The 16,922-nt window shown below is 65.5% G+C and carries 19 protein-coding genes and 2 tRNA genes; 7 read left to right on the plus strand and 14 right to left on the minus strand.

Going from position 1 to position 16,922, the window contains the following annotated elements; all coding sequences use genetic code 11:
• Positions 1-3 precede the first annotated feature (3 nt).
• The 4 genes from P0D77_RS01340 to P0D77_RS01355 form a co-directional block, all read right to left on the minus strand.
• Positions 4-1,407 carry a selenium-binding protein SBP56-related protein gene (locus P0D77_RS01340; protein ID WP_277554344.1) on the minus strand — a complete coding sequence of 468 codons (1,404 nt, stop codon included), beginning with the start codon at positions 1,405-1,407 and terminating at the stop codon, positions 4-6.
• A 369-nt stretch (positions 1,408-1,776) separates the two neighbouring features.
• Complete coding sequence (locus P0D77_RS01345; protein ID WP_277554345.1) at positions 1,777-2,592, minus strand: group I intron-associated PD-(D/E)XK endonuclease; 816 nt, start codon at positions 2,590-2,592, stop codon at positions 1,777-1,779.
• Between the two features lie 55 nt (positions 2,593-2,647).
• Positions 2,648-2,718, minus strand: a tRNA-Pro gene (locus P0D77_RS01350).
• A gap of 53 nt (positions 2,719-2,771) precedes the next feature.
• Complete coding sequence (locus P0D77_RS01355; protein WP_277554346.1) at positions 2,772-4,628, minus strand: SLC13 family permease; 1,857 nt, start codon at positions 4,626-4,628, stop codon at positions 2,772-2,774.
• A 140-nt stretch (positions 4,629-4,768) separates the two neighbouring features.
• On the opposite strand from P0D77_RS01355, the gene P0D77_RS01360 reads away from it, so the two are divergent.
• Entirely contained in the window at positions 4,769-5,368 is a 600-nt protein-coding gene (locus P0D77_RS01360) for a DUF5789 family protein (RefSeq protein WP_277554347.1), read from the plus strand.
• Between the two features lie 54 nt (positions 5,369-5,422).
• Here P0D77_RS01360 and P0D77_RS01365 read toward each other — a convergent pair whose 3' ends face one another.
• Positions 5,423-5,839 (minus strand): DUF7539 family protein, encoded by a 417-nt coding sequence (locus P0D77_RS01365; protein ID WP_277554348.1) that lies wholly within the window; start codon positions 5,837-5,839, stop codon positions 5,423-5,425.
• Positions 5,840-5,990: 151 nt separating this feature from the next.
• Here P0D77_RS01365 and P0D77_RS01370 point away from each other — a divergent pair, with 151 nt between their 5' ends.
• Positions 5,991-6,254: a hypothetical protein gene (locus tag P0D77_RS01370; protein WP_277554349.1), complete on the plus strand. Its 264-nt coding sequence runs from the start codon at positions 5,991-5,993 to the stop codon at positions 6,252-6,254.
• 45 nt (positions 6,255-6,299) lie between these two features.
• Here P0D77_RS01370 and P0D77_RS01375 read toward each other — a convergent pair whose 3' ends face one another.
• Both P0D77_RS01375 and P0D77_RS01380 read right to left on the minus strand, forming a co-directional pair.
• Positions 6,300-8,339 carry a DEAD/DEAH box helicase gene (locus tag P0D77_RS01375; RefSeq protein WP_277554350.1) on the minus strand — a complete coding sequence of 680 codons (2,040 nt, stop codon included), beginning with the start codon at positions 8,337-8,339 and terminating at the stop codon, positions 6,300-6,302.
• 105 nt (positions 8,340-8,444) lie between these two features.
• Positions 8,445-8,849 (minus strand): cupin domain-containing protein, encoded by a 405-nt coding sequence (locus P0D77_RS01380; RefSeq protein WP_277554351.1) that lies wholly within the window; start codon positions 8,847-8,849, stop codon positions 8,445-8,447.
• Positions 8,850-8,934: 85 nt separating this feature from the next.
• Here P0D77_RS01380 and P0D77_RS01385 point away from each other — a divergent pair, with 85 nt between their 5' ends.
• Positions 8,935-10,119 carry a CBS domain-containing protein gene (locus tag P0D77_RS01385; RefSeq protein WP_277554352.1) on the plus strand — a complete coding sequence of 395 codons (1,185 nt, stop codon included), beginning with the start codon at positions 8,935-8,937 and terminating at the stop codon, positions 10,117-10,119.
• Positions 10,120-10,213: 94 nt separating this feature from the next.
• Here P0D77_RS01385 and P0D77_RS01390 read toward each other — a convergent pair.
• Positions 10,214-10,286 (minus strand) — tRNA-His (locus P0D77_RS01390).
• Between the two features lie 168 nt (positions 10,287-10,454).
• Between P0D77_RS01390 and P0D77_RS01395 the strand changes: the two genes are divergently transcribed.
• The gene (locus P0D77_RS01395) at positions 10,455-10,910 is read left to right on the plus strand and encodes a DUF5814 domain-containing protein (RefSeq protein ID WP_277554353.1); all 456 of its coding nucleotides are present in this window, start codon (positions 10,455-10,457) and stop codon (positions 10,908-10,910) included.
• 136 nt (positions 10,911-11,046) lie between these two features.
• Positions 11,047-11,295 (plus strand): HalOD1 output domain-containing protein, encoded by a 249-nt coding sequence (locus P0D77_RS01400; protein WP_277554354.1) that lies wholly within the window; start codon positions 11,047-11,049, stop codon positions 11,293-11,295.
• 40 nt (positions 11,296-11,335) lie between these two features.
• Here P0D77_RS01400 and P0D77_RS01405 read toward each other — a convergent pair whose 3' ends face one another.
• The 4 genes from P0D77_RS01405 to P0D77_RS01420 all read right to left on the minus strand — a co-directional run bounded on the left by P0D77_RS01405 (position 11,336) and on the right by P0D77_RS01420 (position 13,661).
• Positions 11,336-11,533, minus strand: a complete 198-nt coding sequence (locus P0D77_RS01405) for a hypothetical protein (RefSeq protein ID WP_277554355.1) — start codon at positions 11,531-11,533, stop codon at positions 11,336-11,338.
• A 33-nt stretch (positions 11,534-11,566) separates the two neighbouring features.
• The gene (locus tag P0D77_RS01410; protein WP_277554356.1) at positions 11,567-11,974 is read right to left on the minus strand and encodes a DUF8146 domain-containing protein; all 408 of its coding nucleotides are present in this window, start codon (positions 11,972-11,974) and stop codon (positions 11,567-11,569) included.
• 149 nt (positions 11,975-12,123) lie between these two features.
• On the minus strand, positions 12,124-12,723 hold the full coding sequence (locus P0D77_RS01415) for an RPA family protein (RefSeq protein WP_277554357.1): 600 nt from the start codon (positions 12,721-12,723) through the stop codon (positions 12,124-12,126).
• Positions 12,723-13,661, minus strand: coding sequence for a replication factor A (locus P0D77_RS01420; RefSeq protein WP_277554358.1), 939 nt, complete (start codon positions 13,659-13,661; stop codon positions 12,723-12,725). Before P0D77_RS01420 ends, P0D77_RS01415 begins: the two co-directional genes overlap by 1 nt.
• A gap of 193 nt (positions 13,662-13,854) precedes the next feature.
• Between P0D77_RS01420 and P0D77_RS01425 the strand changes: the two genes are divergently transcribed.
• Positions 13,855-14,148, plus strand: coding sequence for a DUF7091 family protein (locus P0D77_RS01425; RefSeq protein ID WP_277555832.1), 294 nt, complete (start codon positions 13,855-13,857; stop codon positions 14,146-14,148).
• 318 nt (positions 14,149-14,466) lie between these two features.
• On the plus strand, positions 14,467-15,504 hold the full coding sequence (locus tag P0D77_RS01430) for a mannose-1-phosphate guanylyltransferase (RefSeq protein WP_277554359.1): 1,038 nt from the start codon (positions 14,467-14,469) through the stop codon (positions 15,502-15,504).
• A gap of 27 nt (positions 15,505-15,531) precedes the next feature.
• On the opposite strand, the gene P0D77_RS01435 is transcribed toward P0D77_RS01430, so the two are convergent.
• Together P0D77_RS01435 and P0D77_RS01440 are read right to left on the minus strand one after the other, a co-directional pair.
• Entirely contained in the window at positions 15,532-16,314 is a 783-nt protein-coding gene (locus P0D77_RS01435; protein ID WP_277554360.1) for an SDR family oxidoreductase, read from the minus strand.
• Positions 16,315-16,392: 78 nt separating this feature from the next.
• Positions 16,393-16,893, minus strand: coding sequence for a Tfx family DNA-binding protein (locus tag P0D77_RS01440; RefSeq protein ID WP_277554361.1), 501 nt, complete (start codon positions 16,891-16,893; stop codon positions 16,393-16,395).
• Positions 16,894-16,922: the final 29 nt, after the last annotated feature.

Raw genomic sequence — 16,922 nt, forward strand, 5'->3', positions numbered from 1 at the left:
CGACTACTGCCAGACGTCGCTCGTACAGTCGCCGCCGGGCCAGCGAATCTCGTGGGCGCGGGCCGGACCGCCGGGGGCGTCGCCGAAGTCGACGACGAACTCCTCGTCGAGTTCCATCCGTCCCTCCTCGGGGTAGACGTCCGCCTTCAGCATCAGCGATCCCTCCTCGCCCATCTCGGGGTAGAACTGGTTGTCCCACGTGGAGAACAGGGAGGTGGTCCAGTAGAGGCGGCGCCCGTCGCGCGAAAGCTGGAGCATCTGTGGGGCGCCACGGATGTCGTGATCACCGACCGTCTGTCGGTCGCCGAAGTTGCCGCCGGCCCACACTTGGTCTACTAGCCGGGGGTTCCCCGTGTCGCTGACGTCGTACATCCGCACGTCGCCGTGGAGCCAGTTCGAGAAGAACAGATACTGGTCGTCGAGCGAGAGGAGGAGGTCCGTCACGAGGCCGGGAACCGGCATATCCCAGTCGGGATGCTCGCGGTCCTCGATGTCGATGACTTTCTCCCAGTCCCAGTTGCCGTCGGCGTCCTCCCAGAAGCGGAGGATGTTCGAGGAGAGCGCGGCGCCGACGTACCCCTCCGTCTCCTCGGGGTTGTGGGGCATCCGGACTTCCAGCGGGATCAGCCCCTCCTCACCGAAGGTGAGAGACTGGCGGTGTTCTTTGGTCTCCCAGTCCCAGATGTGGATGCTGTCACCGTACTTCCCGGCTTCGACGTCTTCCATATCGAAGCCCGGGTAGTACGTCTCGGGGGCGGCCCACTCGCTGGAGATCATCACTCCGTGACGGGGCTGATACCAGTAGTCGTAGTTCATCTCCATCGCGCCGCTGTCGGCCTCCCAGTGGCCGTCGATGGAGAAGTCGTCCTGGTCGAGTTGGAGGAAGCCACCGGGGAGTTCGCCGTCGGCGTTGCCGAGCATACTGATGACGATCTTCCCTTCGGGAACGCAGTGGACCGTGTGTGGCGCCGAGAGGTCGTGTTCGAACACCTCCTCGGGCTCGATCACGTGCTCGATCTCCGGATTGCGCGGGTCGGCGGCGTCGATGATGTGGATCCGGGAGGAGCGTTGCCCCGGGACGATCAGGTGGTCTCGGGTGAGTCCCTCGGCGTGACACGAGGACGAACAGGTGTTCCAGCCGAAGTGGTGGAGTTCGTCACCCTTGTTCGGCATCTCGACGGTGTCGATCAACTCCGCGTAGGTGTCGGAGTCGGGGTCGACGTCCACGACGCCGACGAAGTCGGGGCCGTCCACGTCCATCCCGACTCGGAGTGACATCACGAAGGCGGTCTTCTCGCGTTCGGATTCGGTGCGCATCGCCGCCGGTGTCGGATATCCCGGCCCCTCGACCTCGTGGTGCTCGTGGCCGTGTGCGTCGGCCGTATGATCGTGGTCGTCAGTACTCATTGGCCTACCGACACGAACGCGTCGATTGTTAATAATTATCTAGGTGGTTTATCGTCGGCCTGTTCCGAGTCGGAACGGTGGAAGCGAGTACCCATTTGAGTACTGCCAAGGGGGACTACTGGTTCGTGTGTGGCAGTGCAGATACGCCACGGTGTGTCCCCCCAACCGAGTTCATACTGATCGGTCCGCCGCTGTGGTGACTGCCAAGCACGCCGCTTCGGAGGGGAACTGAACGCTGTCACTCACTTCTCAACGAGAGGCCCGGAAGGCGTACTATCCCGGACCAGCCCGGAGGGCCGGCGGTTTGCTGAATCGATGGAGGAAATGTGTGAAGCGTTTCGAGGTGTGCACAAGAATTAAAATTGAGAGCTATTCGGAGACATCGGGCCATCGCTCGTCGAATTCGTATTCCTCGGCCCAGTTGATGTCCCGGTTCCACTGATTGGGAGCTTCTACCCGAAGTGAAATAGCCGTGTTATATTCGTCTCGCTGAACGAGATAGAGCGTGTTGAGTTCCGTCGAATAAACCAATACGAGATCAATCGCTTCAGGCCCTTTAAGTCTACATTTCGGGTCGAACCGAAGACGCCCCTCATTCACCATACCGTGCTCAACCGCGGCCCTGTATTGGGTGCCGTCGTCAGCTTCGAGCAATAACTGATACGCCTCTTCCGTGACCGGTTCGTGGAGCGTGATTCCTCGTTCACTAAGCATTTCCACGACAATAGAGAGGTTGTCCGGAGACCCGAAAGCATCGTCTAGGGGCCAGTTCCGGTCAAATTCGTATTCACTCGCCCAGTTGATATTCCTGTGTCGCTGGGACGGCTCCGCAGTCCTGAGAAACATATTAGATCCGACTTCTGCCTCAGGGACGAGATACATCGAGCCGAGTTCGTGGCAGTACACGATGAACAAATCCACATCACCATCATACGGCTTGTACGTGTTTCCGCTGGCATTCGTATGCTGTGAGACACCACGAAAGTTGATCCCGTCATCACGGTGAGACCCGGTTTTTACCTGTAGCGTCCAGAGTTCCTGGGCGGCCTCCACGATGAGGTCATACCGCTCGTTGTCACCGACTGGTTTTGAGACGGGGATTCCGCGCCGCTTCAACTCCGCAACGACAACAGCTTCGGTGTAATCCTCCTTCCGATGACTCGGCATCTCGTCCAGTGAACGCATACGCTTGCTGGGTCGCTATCGTATTTCAACGCTCGTTACGCCGCAGAGAATTGAGTGGGACCGCCCGGATTCGAACCGGGGTCACTGGCACCCAAGGCCAGGAGTATACCACTAACCCACGGTCCCGTACACACTCGTCCCGTCCGAACGGGTATAAACCGTTCCGTTCGCGGTCGCCGTCACATCCCGAGGCCGAACACGATGGGGACGCCGAGCGTCGTGACGACAGCGAACACCGCTTGTAGCGGCGCACCAACCCGCACGTAGTCGGTGAAGCGGTAGCCGCCGGGCCCGTACACGAACAGGTTGGTCTGGTAGCCGACGGGCGTCATAAACGCCGTACTCGCCGCGAACGTCACAGCCATCGCGAACGCCAGCGGATTCGCGCCGAGTGTGGCGGCCACCTGCAACGCGACCGGGATCATCAACACGACGCTGGCGTTGTTCGAGATGACGTTCGTCAACAGGGCGGTGACGACGTAGAACGCCCCGAGCAACACCAGCGGTGGGAGAACGGTCGACCCTGCGACGACGGCGTCTGCGATCAGCGAGGCGGTCCCCGACGACTGCATTGCGATGCCCAGCGGAATGACGCCCGCCAGCAGGAAGATGACGTCCCACTCGACGGCGTCGTACACCTCGCCGGGCTTGAGACAGCCAGTGACGACCATCGCGAGTGCGCCCGCCAGCGCCGAGACGACGATGGGGACGACGTTGAGTGCGGCGAGGCCGACCGCCAACGCGACGATGGCGACGGCGACGCCCGTCTTCGACTGGCGGTAGTCGTGACGTTCGATCTCCTGTGCGAGGATGAAGTTGCGGTTGGCGTCGAGGCGTTCGACGGAGACCTCGCTGGCCTGTACGAGCAACGTGTCACCCACGCGGAGGGGGATGCGATCCATCCGCTGGCGGACCAACTCGCCCCCACGACGGAGCGCGAGGACGGTCGCGTCGTAGCGCTGGCGGAAACTCGCGGACGCCAGCGACTCACCGACCAGCGACGACCCCGGCGCGACGACGACCTCGACGAGGTTCTGCCCCCTGTCGGCCGCCTCCAGTTCCGCCTCGTCGACCACCTCAGGGATGAGGTCTAGCCCCTCCACGTCGAGGAGTTCGACGAGCGTCGCGCGGTCGGTGCGCATCGCGAACAGGTCGCCCGCTTTGATCTCTTTTTGTCCGAGTGGTTCGAGGAACACCTGATCGCCGCGAACCAACTGGACGATGTCCACGTCGAAGTCCGTCTCGACGAGTGCGGATTCGACGCGCTGACCCACCAGCGGCGAGTCTTCGCGGACGACGACCTCGGTGAGGTAGTCGGCCATCTCGAACTCCTCGGTGAGGTCGACGCGGGGTTTGATTCGGGCGGGCGTGAGCCACCGACCGACCGTCATCAGGTAGATGGATCCGACGACCAACAGCACAGCGCCCAGTGGGAGGAACTCGAACATACCGAACTGCCGGGCGACCTCCGGCGGTGCGAGCGTGGCGTACAGGTCCGACGCGAGGATGTTCGTCGACGTGCCGATGAGCGTGAGCGTCCCGCCGAACATCGACGCGTAACTCAGCGGGAGTAGGAGTTTCGACGGCGACGTGTGACTCCGCTCGGCCAAGTCCGTCACCATCGGGAGGAGGATGGCGACGGCGGCGGTGTTGTTGATGATGCCGGAGACGGGGCCGACGATGCCGATAGTCGCGCCGAGTTGCTTCGTCTCGTCGCCGCGAGTGATCCGCGCGATGAGCGTGCCGAGTCGCTGGACGATGCCCGTCATCCGCACGCCCTCCGAGAGGACGAACATCGCGAGGACCGTCAGCGTCGCGGGGTTGGCGAACCCCGACAGCCCCTGCTCGACGGTCACCAGTTCGAACGGAGCCACGAGTAGTCCGAGGTCGGCGAACACGGCCGAAACCGGCTCCGCGAGCAACAGACTGACCAAGATTCCGAGCGCCGTGATGTCGACGGGAACCGGTTCGGTGACGAACAAGACGAGCGCCACGAGGATCACGGCGGCAACGAACAGAACCTCGGGCGTGAACACGGCGAAGTCGATGCCCCCTGACGCCAAAAGGGTGCGGGGATCGGAGCGACGGCCCCGGATCGGGACGCTGCCGACACACACGTTGGTCGTCGCGTGGAACCGTCAGGGAGGTTATCCACGTCGAGACCGTACTCGTACAGATGGCAGATGACAAGCAGGGCCGAGACAAGCAGTCCCACGATGCAGAGAACAGACGACGAAACCGCGAGCTAGCGATGGAGTTGGAACGAGGAGACGAGTCGGAGCCGCCGATCCCGGACGATACCTTGGAGGAGATCGAAGCGGACCTACAGACGATCGCGTTTCCCGCGACGGGCGCGACTATCGTCGCGGCAGTCGGCGACCGCGAGGTCGAGTCGACCGACGGGACGTACACCGTCTCGGAGTTGCTCCCGGAGACAGACCACGAGACGTTCGACGCTCCCACGGCGGTGCGCATCCGGATCCAGCGACCGACGGTCGCCACCGCGATGAAGCGAGTCGTGGAGGCCACGAACGCACTCCCCGAGGCGACGCTCGAGGGGTTACAGTGGGACGCGTACGAGCGGACCTTCCGAGAGCTCGCGGCGATCGACGCCGTCGACGAAGACGAGGGGATCCGAGTGATCGCCGACTGGATCGTCGAGCAGATCCGCGACGACCGCGCTCTCCCGGGGTCACGAGCGGTTCGCAGGGAGGCGGCGGCGTTCTGTCGGGGCAACGGGTACGAGGTCCGGAACGACGAGTGGCTGGGCGTCTGAACGGCCGCGACTCCGACGTGTGGGGGCGACTGCACCGCCGACCGGACGTCGGTGTCAGTCTCGCCCGAGGTACTCGTCGAGTTCCCGCTCGATGATGTCCGTGACGCGCTCGGCGTACGTCCACAGCGCCGCGTTGATCCGCTCTTCGGTCCGGTCGTCGAGGTCGTCGACGCCGCGGAGAACCGAGTCTCTCGTCACCTGAGGGTGGTAGACGCAGACGATCCCCAGGGAGTCGGACGCCGGTCCAGAGCTGTCGGCGTGGACGCCGTACTGGTCGGTTCCCCAGACGCCGTCGCCGCCGTGGCGTTCCAACAGGGAGTCGACCGCGTCGAGCAGTCGGAGTTCCTCCGTCGAGAGGATCGGATCGTCGCCTTCGAACAGTTCGGTGTACGCCTCGCTGCGAGCGGAGGTCGTCCATCCGTCGAGTTGGGAGCGAACCTCGTGTACGAGTTGCCGGTCTGCTTCGTCCATTCAATACTGTTGTTCGCCAGTGACAATCAACGTGGTGCCGACTCGTGCCGTCGGGACGACATCACCGGACACGCCGGGACCGCCGGGCACGTTCCCGGCGACGGCTCAAAACGATCCGTACAGTTATGAAATTAGTCCGTCACAAACCGGTATGGCCTCGCTCGTTCGGTCCGCCCACGTCCGCTACCCGCTCGCTCTCGTCGCCCTCGTCGTCGGTGTGGTCCTCCTCCGGGGCGTCGCGAACGCCGCCGTCTCTTCGGTCGTCGACAGCGGCGTTCCCGCGTGGCTCCCTGCGTTCGGAACCATCGGGCAGACCGTGTCGGTGTACCTCCTCGCGCTCAACATCGCCCTCATCGTCGGCGTCCCTGCGGCGGCGTACCTCCTCGGCTACCGACACGGCCGCCGCGTCGACTGACGCGGGCGGTACTGTTCGCCGTCGGACCGTCGCGGTCGTCCTGCCCTACATCTCCTCGTTCTCCGCGAGTTCCATGTCCGCGACGATGTCGTACGGATGGTGGTCCTTGCGGATACCGTCGAGGATGCGGAAGGCGTCGTCGGGCGCGAGGAAGTGCGTGGCGACGGCGCGTCCCAGCGGCGTCGGCGAGAGGCCGTCGATGAACTCCCACTCCAGCAGTTTGCCGACGGCGTGGGTGGTCGGCACCTCGCCGATCATCCGGTCGTTGAGTTTCTTCGCACCTTTGCCCGCGACGACGACGTTCGCCAGCGTCTCCTCGGCGGCGGAGGAAGTGTCGTACACCGTCGTCACGTCCTCCATCTCGCCTTTCAGGAGTTTGAACGCCGTCTCGTCTTCCGTGCCCTCCATCGAGGAGTGGTAACTGGCGTCGGGTTCGACGAGGACGTACACTTTCCCCTCGTCGTGGTAGTCGGGGCGCCCGGCGCGGCCGAGCATCTGCTCGAACTCCTGGACCGAGAGCCACTCGATTCCCATCGCCAGCGTGTCGAAGATGACCTGCGAGGCAGGGAAGTCCACACCGGCCGCGAGAGCGGCGGTCGTGACGACCGCGGCCAGATCCTGATTACCGAACTGCCGTTCGACAGTCTTGCGGCGTTTGTAGTCGAGACCAGCGTGGTACGGCGCGGAGTCGTACTCCAGTTTCCGCGAGATTTCGTGACAGCGCCGCCGGGAGTTGGTGAAGATGATCGTCTGCCCGCGATATCCCTTCGAGGACTTGGTGTCGAACTCCCGCTTCACCAGGCGCTTTTCGATCTTCACCTTCTCGCGGGCGTCGGCGAAGGTGACGTGGCGTTCGATGGGGACAGGTCGCTCCTCGAACTCGATGAGTTTCGCGCCTAGTCGCTGGCCGAGGAACTCGGGGTTGCCGACGGTTGCCGAGAGGTACACCCACTGCGCAGGCGACCCGCGGTCTTCGGTGTAGTGTTTCAGCCGAGAGATCATCCCGTCGAGGCGGTGGCCCCGCTCGGGTTCTTTCAGCGTGTGGACCTCGTCGATGACGACCGTGCCGATGTCGCCCATGTCCTTGCCGGTGCGGAGGGCGTGGTCGATCCCCTCGTAGGTCCCGACGATGATGTCGGCGTTCGGGTCGAAGCGGTTGCCGTCGTCGTTGATGCGCGAGGCCCCGACCCGGATGGTCACGTCGAGGACGTCGCCGTAGCGCTCCTCGAAGTCCTCGTGTTTCTGGTTCGCGAGCGCGACGAGGGGAACGAGAAACAGCATCTTCCCGTTGCCGTTGAGTGCGTTGTTGACGCCCGCGAGTTCGCCCACGAGCGTCTTCCCGGTCGCCGTTGCCGAGACGACGAGTTGGTCGTCGCCGTCGAAGAGACCGTTGCGCACCGAGAGGCTCTGCACGGGCAGGAGTTCGTCGAAGCGCCCCTCCACCCGTTCTTGGAGGGCGGGATGGAGGTTCAGCGAGTTCGTCGGGACGGCGTCGATTTCGTCGGTCGTCGCCGAGATGGTGTCGAACTTCGTGAGGTCGGGGTCGAGGTTCCCCTGCAAGAGGTTCGTGATTCGCTCCAAGTCCTGGACCTCGAACAGGAGGTCTTCCAACCGCTCGCGGGCGTTGCCGGTGAACTGGCCCTTGTACGACAGTTCCCGGTCGAGTTCCCGCTTCGCGCAGTCTGCGCAGATGAAGTCGCGGTCGGCCTTCACGGCTGTCTCGCTGGTGACCGGCGAGTAGCGCCCGGCGTTCGCGCAGTAGCGGCAGGTGCGCACCTGTTTGGCGTCGAGTTGGTACGCCGACAGCATCGACTGGAGGCGGTCGCGAGCGTGCGCGTTCGTCTGCTCGGAGATGCGGATGCGGCGGGCCGACCGCGCCAACTCGACGAACTGGTCGGGTTGGCGTGGCTCCTCGCCGCCCTTGCGCTTGACGCGGAAGCGGCGCGGGCGCGGCCCGGCGTCCGTCTCCTTGAGTTCGAGGACGCCGTGCAGCACCCGCGAGCCGTCGCGTTCGACGACGACGGTGAAGTCCTCGTCGCGTTCGTGGAGGAACAGGGTCTCGACCTGCGGGAGTTGTTCGGACACGGTGTTCGGTTGCCTCCGCGTACGCGGATGCGGTATTTCAGGGATTCGGCTTCCGCGTCCGACGGGCGTCGATCCCGTCAGTCGGGCGACTCGTCCTCGGACTGGCTACTCGTCGTCCAGAACGTGGATGGTGTCGTCGCCGTTCGGTACGACACAGATGAACGCACCCGGTTCGTCGCCGTCGTTGCGGTACCAGTGGGGGACGCCCGCGGGGATGAGGAGGGCGTCGCCCGCGGTGACAGTGTGTTCTTCGCCGTCGATTCCGACGGTGTACTCGCCCGCGAGGACGTACTGCTCGTGTTCCACCTCGTTGGTGTGGTTGGGAACTCGTGCGCCAGGGGCGAGTTCGAACCGCCGCATCGCGAAGTGTGGTGCACCGTCAGACTCGTCGAGGAGGACGCCTTTCGACATCCCCTCACCCGCGTCTACGGTGCCCATCGACAGGTCCGACCCACGCTTGACGACCGGTTCCGGGCCGTCTGTCGCCGTCGCGTTCTCGGTGTCGCTCATACCGGCACATCGCGGTGGCGGAAAATAAGTCCCGTCGCTCGGATCGGTGGCCGGGTTTATACCCTGTGGGCGACTATCCGAGGGTATGCGAGGCATCCGTGTCGGTCGCGTTGCCGGCATCCCGATCCAGTTGAACTGGACGTTCCTGCTGGTGCTCCCGCTGTTCGCGTACCTGATCGGTAGCCAGGTCGGTGAGTTCTCCGGGATCGTCGGGCAGACGTTCGGCGTCGCCATCCCCGCAGACGCGCTGACCGCGGGGGCAGTCCCGTGGGTCCTCGGTACCGTCGCCGCCGTCGGCCTGTTCGTCTCGGTCCTCCTCCACGAGTTCGGACACTCGCTGACCGCGATGCACTACGGCTACGCCATCAAGGGGATCACACTGTGGCTGTTCGGCGGCGTCGCCCAGTTCGAGGAGATGCCCGAGGACTGGAAACAAGAGTTCACCATCGCGATTATGGGGCCGGCAGTGTCCGTCGCGCTGGGCCTCATCGCGTACGTCGTGTTCGTTGCGGTGCCGCTCCCGCCGACCGTCGCGTTCGTCGTCGGCTACCTCGCCTTGATGAACCTCGTCCTCGCGGCGTTCAACCTCCTCCCCGGCTTCCCGATGGACGGCGGGCGCGTGCTTCGGGCGTTGTTAGCGCGGAACCGACCGCACGCGCGGGCGACCCAGATTGCCGCCGAAGTCGGCAAGGTGTTCGCGTTTATGCTCGGCCTGTTCGGCCTGTTCAACGGCAACTGGCTCACCGTGGGGCTGGCGTTCTTCATCTACATCGCTGCCTCCAGTGAGTCCCAGCAGACGACGATGAAGGCGGCGTTCCAGGGCGTCACCGTCGACGACGTGATGACGCCGCGCGACCGCCTGAGCGTCGTCGACCCCGACGCCAGCGTGGCGCAGTTGATGGAGCGGATGTTCCGCGAACGGCACACGGGCTACCCCGTCGTCGACCGCGGGTCGCTCGTCGGGATGGTCACGCTGGAGGACGCACAGAACGTCCGCGAGGTCGAACGCGACGCCTACACCGTCGGCGACGTGATGGAGACGGATATCGCGAGCGTCACGCCCGACGCGGACGCGCTCGACGCCCTCCAGATGATGCAACAGCGTGGCGTCGGTCGGTTGGCCGTGATCAATCAGGAGGGCGAACTCGCGGGGCTCGTCTCGCGGAGCGACCTCATGACCGCGTTCAATATCATCCAACAGGGCGGCCGCGACTCGCTGGGGATCAGCGACGCGAGCAGGCTTCCCGACGTGGGCGGACGCGGTATCTGAGCGGCGATCCGGACTCGTACGACCCAAAAAGTGAGCTGACGCGTTCGACCGAAGAACAGACTCGTGAGTGGTCGCCGAGACGACCGGAGCAAAGGTCCAGGTGCGAGAATTGAACCCGCGTCTCAGCCTCCACAAGGCTGAAGGATAGTCCACTACCCCAACCCGGACACGCATCCACAGGTAGCCCGGTGTGAGTGAAATACGTTACGACTCCGCCGGGGCGGGTGCGTGCCAGCCTCACGCACGACGCCGGACACGGAAGCACCCGACCCATCGTCACCGCCACGGCGTGACCGTCGCGTTTTTCTCGTCGGATCCGCTATCGACGGGTAGCAGTGGCCATCACGGACAAGATCTACCTGAAGAACCACCGGCAGATCGCCTCCCAACTCGACGCCAACATCCCGAAGGGCGCGTTCACGGGGGCGACGCTGGATCTCGTGTTCTCGGGCGACGGCCTGTCGGAACTCGACGAGGCGACCCGCGACCGGGTGTTGGAGTTCGCCGAGGACTTCCTCGACTGTGGGTGTGACGACGCTCCCTACTGCGGCCACCCGGAGCGGAAGTTCATCCGCTACCTGCTGGAACTGCGGGCGCAGGGACTGGGCCCCGATGCTATCGTCGACGTGATGGGCGACGACTATATGCTGTACGCGTACCCCGGCGACGTGCTCTCGTTTCTCGACGACGCGGTGCGCACGCTAGAGGCGGTCGAGTCGCTCGCGAGCGTCGAGGGCGATCAAGAAGCCCAACGCCGGGCACGAGAAGCACACGACGAGTTAGCGCGGTAGCGCGAAGTTACCGGCAGGGTAATGTGTCGTGTCCAGTCGACACAACGGTGAATTCGCGTTAATCGGCGTTGATCGGAGTTCACGACGCTCGGCGTTCATACTGACGCGAGTCCACGGGAGATCCGTGATCGAATCGATGAGCCCCACCGGATCGAACGAGGACCCTCCCGTGAGCCAGCGTGTCGTCGAACGCGTCGCCGCCGCCGAGGACGTCGACCCCGTCGAGTTAGATGCGCGACTGCAAGACGCGATCGACACTGAAGCCCTGGATGCGCTCATCGCACGGGGTTCGTCAGCGCCGACGGTCAAGTTCGTGTTCTGTGACTACCGGATCGTCGTCGACGGCGGCGAACCGGTGACCGTCGCCGTCGACAGTGAGGAGTGACCGTCCGCCGGTTTCGGTCGAATCACTCACTGTCAGCCGATCAGTCGAATGTGCGGCCGGAGAGTCGCGCGACGGCGTAGCCGATGGCGACACCGATCCAGACGACGAACAGATCGGAGTCGACGCTGACGACACCGAACAGCGCGAGGTAGTTGAGTGCGAGAAAGGCGACGAATCCGAGGACGAGCGCGACGAACACCAGCGCCACGTCCCGCCGCCACGAATTACTCGCGGTCACGAGGAGTCACCATACGGGTAGTTGTGTGCCGACTCAGCCGAGTTGATACGGCTCGTCGTCGTCGTGGCTGCCGTCGAGGTCCTCGAGAAAAACGACTTCATCGGTGCCCTCGTCGTTCTCCAACTGGTCTTGTAAGAACGTCACGTACGCCTTGTACTCGTCCAGTTGCTCGCGGAGGTGTTCGGCCTCCAGTTCCAGCCGTTCGTGCTCTCGGACGAAGCTCTTGGGCACCTCGACGGTCGGCGGGAACGACTCGCCGTCGGCGTCCTCGACGCGGTGTTCGGGGACGACCTCTACTTGCCCGTCGTGGGCGACGAGGGTGTCGACGTAATCGCGGAACACCGCCGACAGCGACAGGTCACGTTCGTCGGCAATCTCCCGCAGCGCCTCGAAGGCGTCCTCGTTGACACGGAAGGAGACGGTCTTGTTCTTACTCCCCATTGTCGGCTACTCGTCGTCGTCGCCACTTAATCGTTCGTCAGACACTCACACGGCTCCGGCGAAAAAACGGAGGGTGGGAAAACGGGGAATTGGGGAAATCCGCGGTGGGGGAACGCGCTCAAGGCGCGTCGACTACGACGGCGCCAGCCTCAGACGGGCGCTTCGCCTTCGAGTTCGTCGGCGTCGTCGAGCGACTGCAGCGCCGCGACGGCGGCGTCGCGGTACTCCTCGACGGGCAGGTCGTACTGCTCGCGGGCCATCCGCGCGTACTCGTTGCCCTCGTCGTCGAACGCCTCGATGCGGTCGAGCGTCCGGGCCGCGGTCTCGGCGACCCAGCGGTCGCGGGTGGCGGCGTCGACGGTCGTGATGGACTCCGGGCGGACGGAGACGTTCACGTTACCGTCGTCCGTCTCGTACGTCCGTGGCTTGCCGACGACGGCGACGTAGGCGGGCGGCTCCAGTTCGCGGAGGGCGCTCGCGGCCTCCGGCTGGTACTGCCCGGCGTAGGTGAAGAACGTCCCCGTCGGGTCGACGATGCGGCCGCGCCAGTACTCGCTGTCCTCGCCGACGTCCTCCTTCTCGGTGAGCGTCCCGACGATGAACACGCGGTTGGCGCGTTCGCCCGTCGGCAACAGGAGGTACAGGGGGGCCCGGTCGTCGTCGGACTCCTTGAACGTGTAGCTGGCGTCGTTGTACTCGGTCGCGAAGACGCGGCGTGCGACCTCTCGGGTGAGGGTGTTCTGGCTCATTACAGGGACCTCGCGCGGATCAGCAGCGATTCAGCATCGACCGTGTCGTCGGTGCCGGACAGTTCTTCGAACTCGTCGGCCAACACGTAGCGGCCGAACGTCGGGCCGCGCACGCGGTAGTAGCGCCCGACGATGTCGTCGGCCATCTCCTCGGCCACGACGGTCGTGTCGAGGGCATCCTGCGCCATCTGTTTGGCCTCGTCGAGACCGATGCCGGTGAGTTCGGCGGTCGCCTCCTCGTTGAAGATGACCTCTTGGACGGCGTCGCCGTCGTCGAGGACGGCCTTGATGCGCAGGTCGAACTCGCCGTCGACCTGGCCGTGTTCGCTACACCGACCGTTCTGGAGGACGCGCGTGCAGTCGTCTTCGGGACACCGCTTGATGAGGCCCGACCCGGACTGGATGTCGACGAGGGCGCCTTCGACCTCGTCGGAGTCGTCGCCGACTTCGATGTCCTCGTCGAGTTCGGTGATGGTCGTCGTCCGGTTGAGTTTCACCGAGTAGTTGCCCTGGTACTCGTCGGTGACGACGTTCGAGAGGGCGTAACTCGTTCCCTCCTCGAGTGCTTCGAGTTCACTCGTCGAAAACGAGACGAACTTGATGGTGCCCGACTCGTCGCCGAGCAGACCCACCTGTGCGATGGAGTCGTGGTTGGGGTCCCACAGGTCGGCCACCTTGACGCGGAGGTCGACCCACTGTTCGTCCTCGTCGATGTCGCCGACGAGCAGCTCCTGTGCGCCGCCGGAGCCGATCTCGTCGCGTTCGAGGCCCGCCTCGTCGAGGTAGGCGTTGACGACGCTGCGGCGTGCCTCGTCGACGGGGACGCGGTACTCGTTCACCAGCGAGGCGAGGCGCTCCTCGACGTCCTCGACGGTGATGTCCAGATGGTCTGAAAACTGCTCGTGTATCTCTTCCGCGTGGGTTTGCAAGTCTGCCATAGTTCTCCTGCCTCCGGGTATGTGTTCAGTGGGAGGCACACGGCGATTGGTTCGGAGTGGTATTTAGTGTTACGTGACCAGGGTGAAAGTGAAACCGTGCGCCGGCATACGGGCCGCCGATTCGGGCGTCAGACGTGCCGATCACCGGACCCAACGGACTGATACGCCGGGCGCACGCAGTACCCGTATGGGATTGGGCGACAAGTTCCGTCGCGTCCTCCACCAGCAGGCCCGGAAGGTTGGGCGCGAGTACGCCCGGAGCAAGCGCGCGTACCGCGAGGGCCGCGAGTGGGGCGAGAACCGCGCCGACACCTTCGACCTGCCCACCGACGAGGAGGACCGCGCCCGCATCGTCTGTCGCCGTCACGTCGAGAAGCGACGGGTTGCGGTCAACGCAGACGGAGAGCCAGCGTGTTTTGAGGAGGGACATCCCGACTGCGAGGGGTGTGCGGAAGACGTGCGAGAGGGGCGCGTCCAGACGTGGTGAGCGCGGTCGAGTGAGTGAGCGGAGCGAACGAACGAGACCGCGGATAGCGAACGGGGAGCGAAGCGACCCGTGAGCAAAGCGAGACGCGAGCGAGCGCCTCGGCAGGACGGTGGCGCGCTTGCGGGCGCGACGCCCAGAAGATGAGCGCGGTCGAGTGAGTGAGCGGAGCGAACGAACGAGACCGCGGACAGCCGGCGGCGAGGTCTCCGTGCCGAGCCGCCCAGAACGTGAGCGCAGTCGAACGAACGTGATCCCTACCCACCGGCGGGCGACCGCAAACGCCCGACCGCTTTTGCCGCCCGGCCGCGTTCGCTCGGTATGACCCGCCCCGTCGTCGCTGTCGTCCTCGCCGGCGGCACCGGAACCCGCCTGTACCCCGCCTCACGCAGCGACCGGCCCAAGCAGTTCCTCTCGCTCGGTGAGGGCGACGAGAGCCTCCTCTCGCGCACCGTCGAGCGCACGGGCTTCGCGGACACGACGCTCGTCGCCACCCGTTCGGCGTTCGCCGACGAGATACCCGAGCACGCACCCGACGCCGAGGTAGTCGTCGAACCAGCGGGGAAGGACACCGGCCCGGCCATCGTGTACGCGACCCACCGCGCCCGCGAAGCCGTCGACGGCGACCCGGTCGTCGTCGTTCTCCCAGCCGACCACCACGTCCCTGACGGCGACGCCTTCGAGCGGACGATGGCCCGCGGCGCACGCGTCGCCGCCGAGTCCGGCCGCCTCGTCGCCTTCGGCGTCGAACCGACCCGTCCCGCCACCGGCTACGGGTACATCGAAGCCGGCACCGCCCGCGGCGTCGGCGACGGCGCATATCGGGAACTCGCGGCGTTCCACGAGAAACCCGACGCGGAGGCGGCCGCCGACTACGTCGACGCGGGGTACTACTGGAACGCAGGCATCTTCGCGTGGACGCCCAAGGCGCTCGTCCGTGAGACGCGCGAGACGCCGTTAGAACCGCTCGTCGCCGAACTGGAATCGGCCGACCCGGACCCCGATGCCGGATTCGACGCCGTCGACCCCGTCAGCATCGACTACGCCGTGATGGAGCGTGCCGAGCGTGCGGCGGTCGTGCCCGCCGACTTCGCGTGGGACGACCTGGGCGCGTGGGACGCCCTCGACCGCGTACTCGACGCCGACGCCGAGGGCAACGTCGTGACCGGGGCAAGCGACGTGCTGTCCGTCGACGCCGCCGACAACGTCGTCGCCAGCGACGGCGCACACGTCTCGCTGGTCGGCGTCGAAGATCTGTGCGTCGTCGCCTACGACGACCGGGTGCTGGTCGTCCCGAAGGCGGAAGCACAGCGGGTCCGCGACGTAGTGGGTCGGTTGAAAGCGTCCGACGACTTCTGACCGGCAGTCGCCGTTGCTGTCAGCGGCTTACGAGTTGAGCGTGCCGCCGTCGACCGGCAGGGCCGCCCCGTTGACGAACGACGCCCGCTCGGACGCGAGGAACGCGACCACGTCACCCAGTTCTTGTGGGTCGCCGATGCGGTCCAACGGGATGTCGGCCGCCCAGTCCGCGAGGCCTTCCTCGTAGGTGTCGTACGCGCCGCGGTCGATGGCGTCCTCGACCAACTCCTCGATGCGAGCGGTCTCGTGTGCGCCCGGGAGGACGGCGTTCGCCCGCACGTCGGGTGCCCACTCCCGCGAGAGAGTCTTCACGAGACCGATGACAGTCCGCCGGACGGCGTTCGAGAGGACGAGGCCGTCGATGGCCTCTCGGACGGAGGTGGAGGTGATGCACGTCACCGTCCCAGCGTCGCTGTCGGTGAGGTGGGGCCGTGCCTCCCGGAGCGTCCAGACGGCGCTCATCACGAGCGTGTCGAACGCGCCGCGCCACTGGTCGTCGCTCGTCTCGTCGAACGTGCCCGGCGGGACGCCGCCGGCGCTCGTGACGACGTGGTCGAGGCCGCCGAACGCCTCGACGGTCGCGTCCACGAGCGCCGCCACGTCGTCGCGGTCCGTCACGTCGGCTTCCACCGCGAGAACGTCGCCCGGCGCGTCCGCGAGCGACGACTCGGCATCAGCGAGGCGGTCGGGTGTGCGTCCACAGACGACGACGTTCGCCCCCTCAGCCGCCAGCGACGACGCCGTCGCGAAGCCGAGGCCGCTCGAACTCGCCGTCACCAGTGCCGTGTCGCCGTCGAGTCGCAGGTCCATACTGTGGTCTGCGCACGAGTGAGACAAAAAGTCGGGCGAGCCGGCAGACCGTGCGGGAAGCGGGCGAGTCGACCGCTGTTACTCGGAGCGACGCACGCGCACCGCGCCCGTGCTGGTGATGCCGATGAGGATGGGCGCGACGACCTCACGACCCTGCACCGCGCCGCCAGCGTCGTCGCTGACGAGTTTCATCAGGTCGGGTGCGGTGTGATTCACCTTCACCTCGGCGTCGTCACAGGCGTCGTACACGCGGTCGGGAACGTCGTAGAGGTCGGTCCCGGCGGCGATCTCGATCCTGACAGGAGCCGACAGCGCCTCCGCGAACGCGACCGTCTCTCGGGCTTTCTCGACGTTGTCGCGGGCCGACGACTCGACGCTGGAGACGTTCGCGCGCGAGGTGCCGAGCAACTCCGCGATGTCGGCCTGTCGAACGTTGCGCTCGCGGAGCGCCAGTACCTCCGCCTGTCGACGGGTCAGGACGCTCCGGGCGGCGTCGAAGCCGGCACGGTCGAGTAACTCTGCGACGTCGATCGCCTCGTCGTCGCCCCCGTCGACACCACCGCTCCGCTCGGGAACCATACCGAGTACTCACACCCGGGTACACAAAA

This window comes from Halobaculum limi (assembly GCF_029490015.1).
GTDB lineage: Archaea > Halobacteriota > Halobacteria > Halobacteriales > Haloferacaceae > Halobaculum > Halobaculum limi.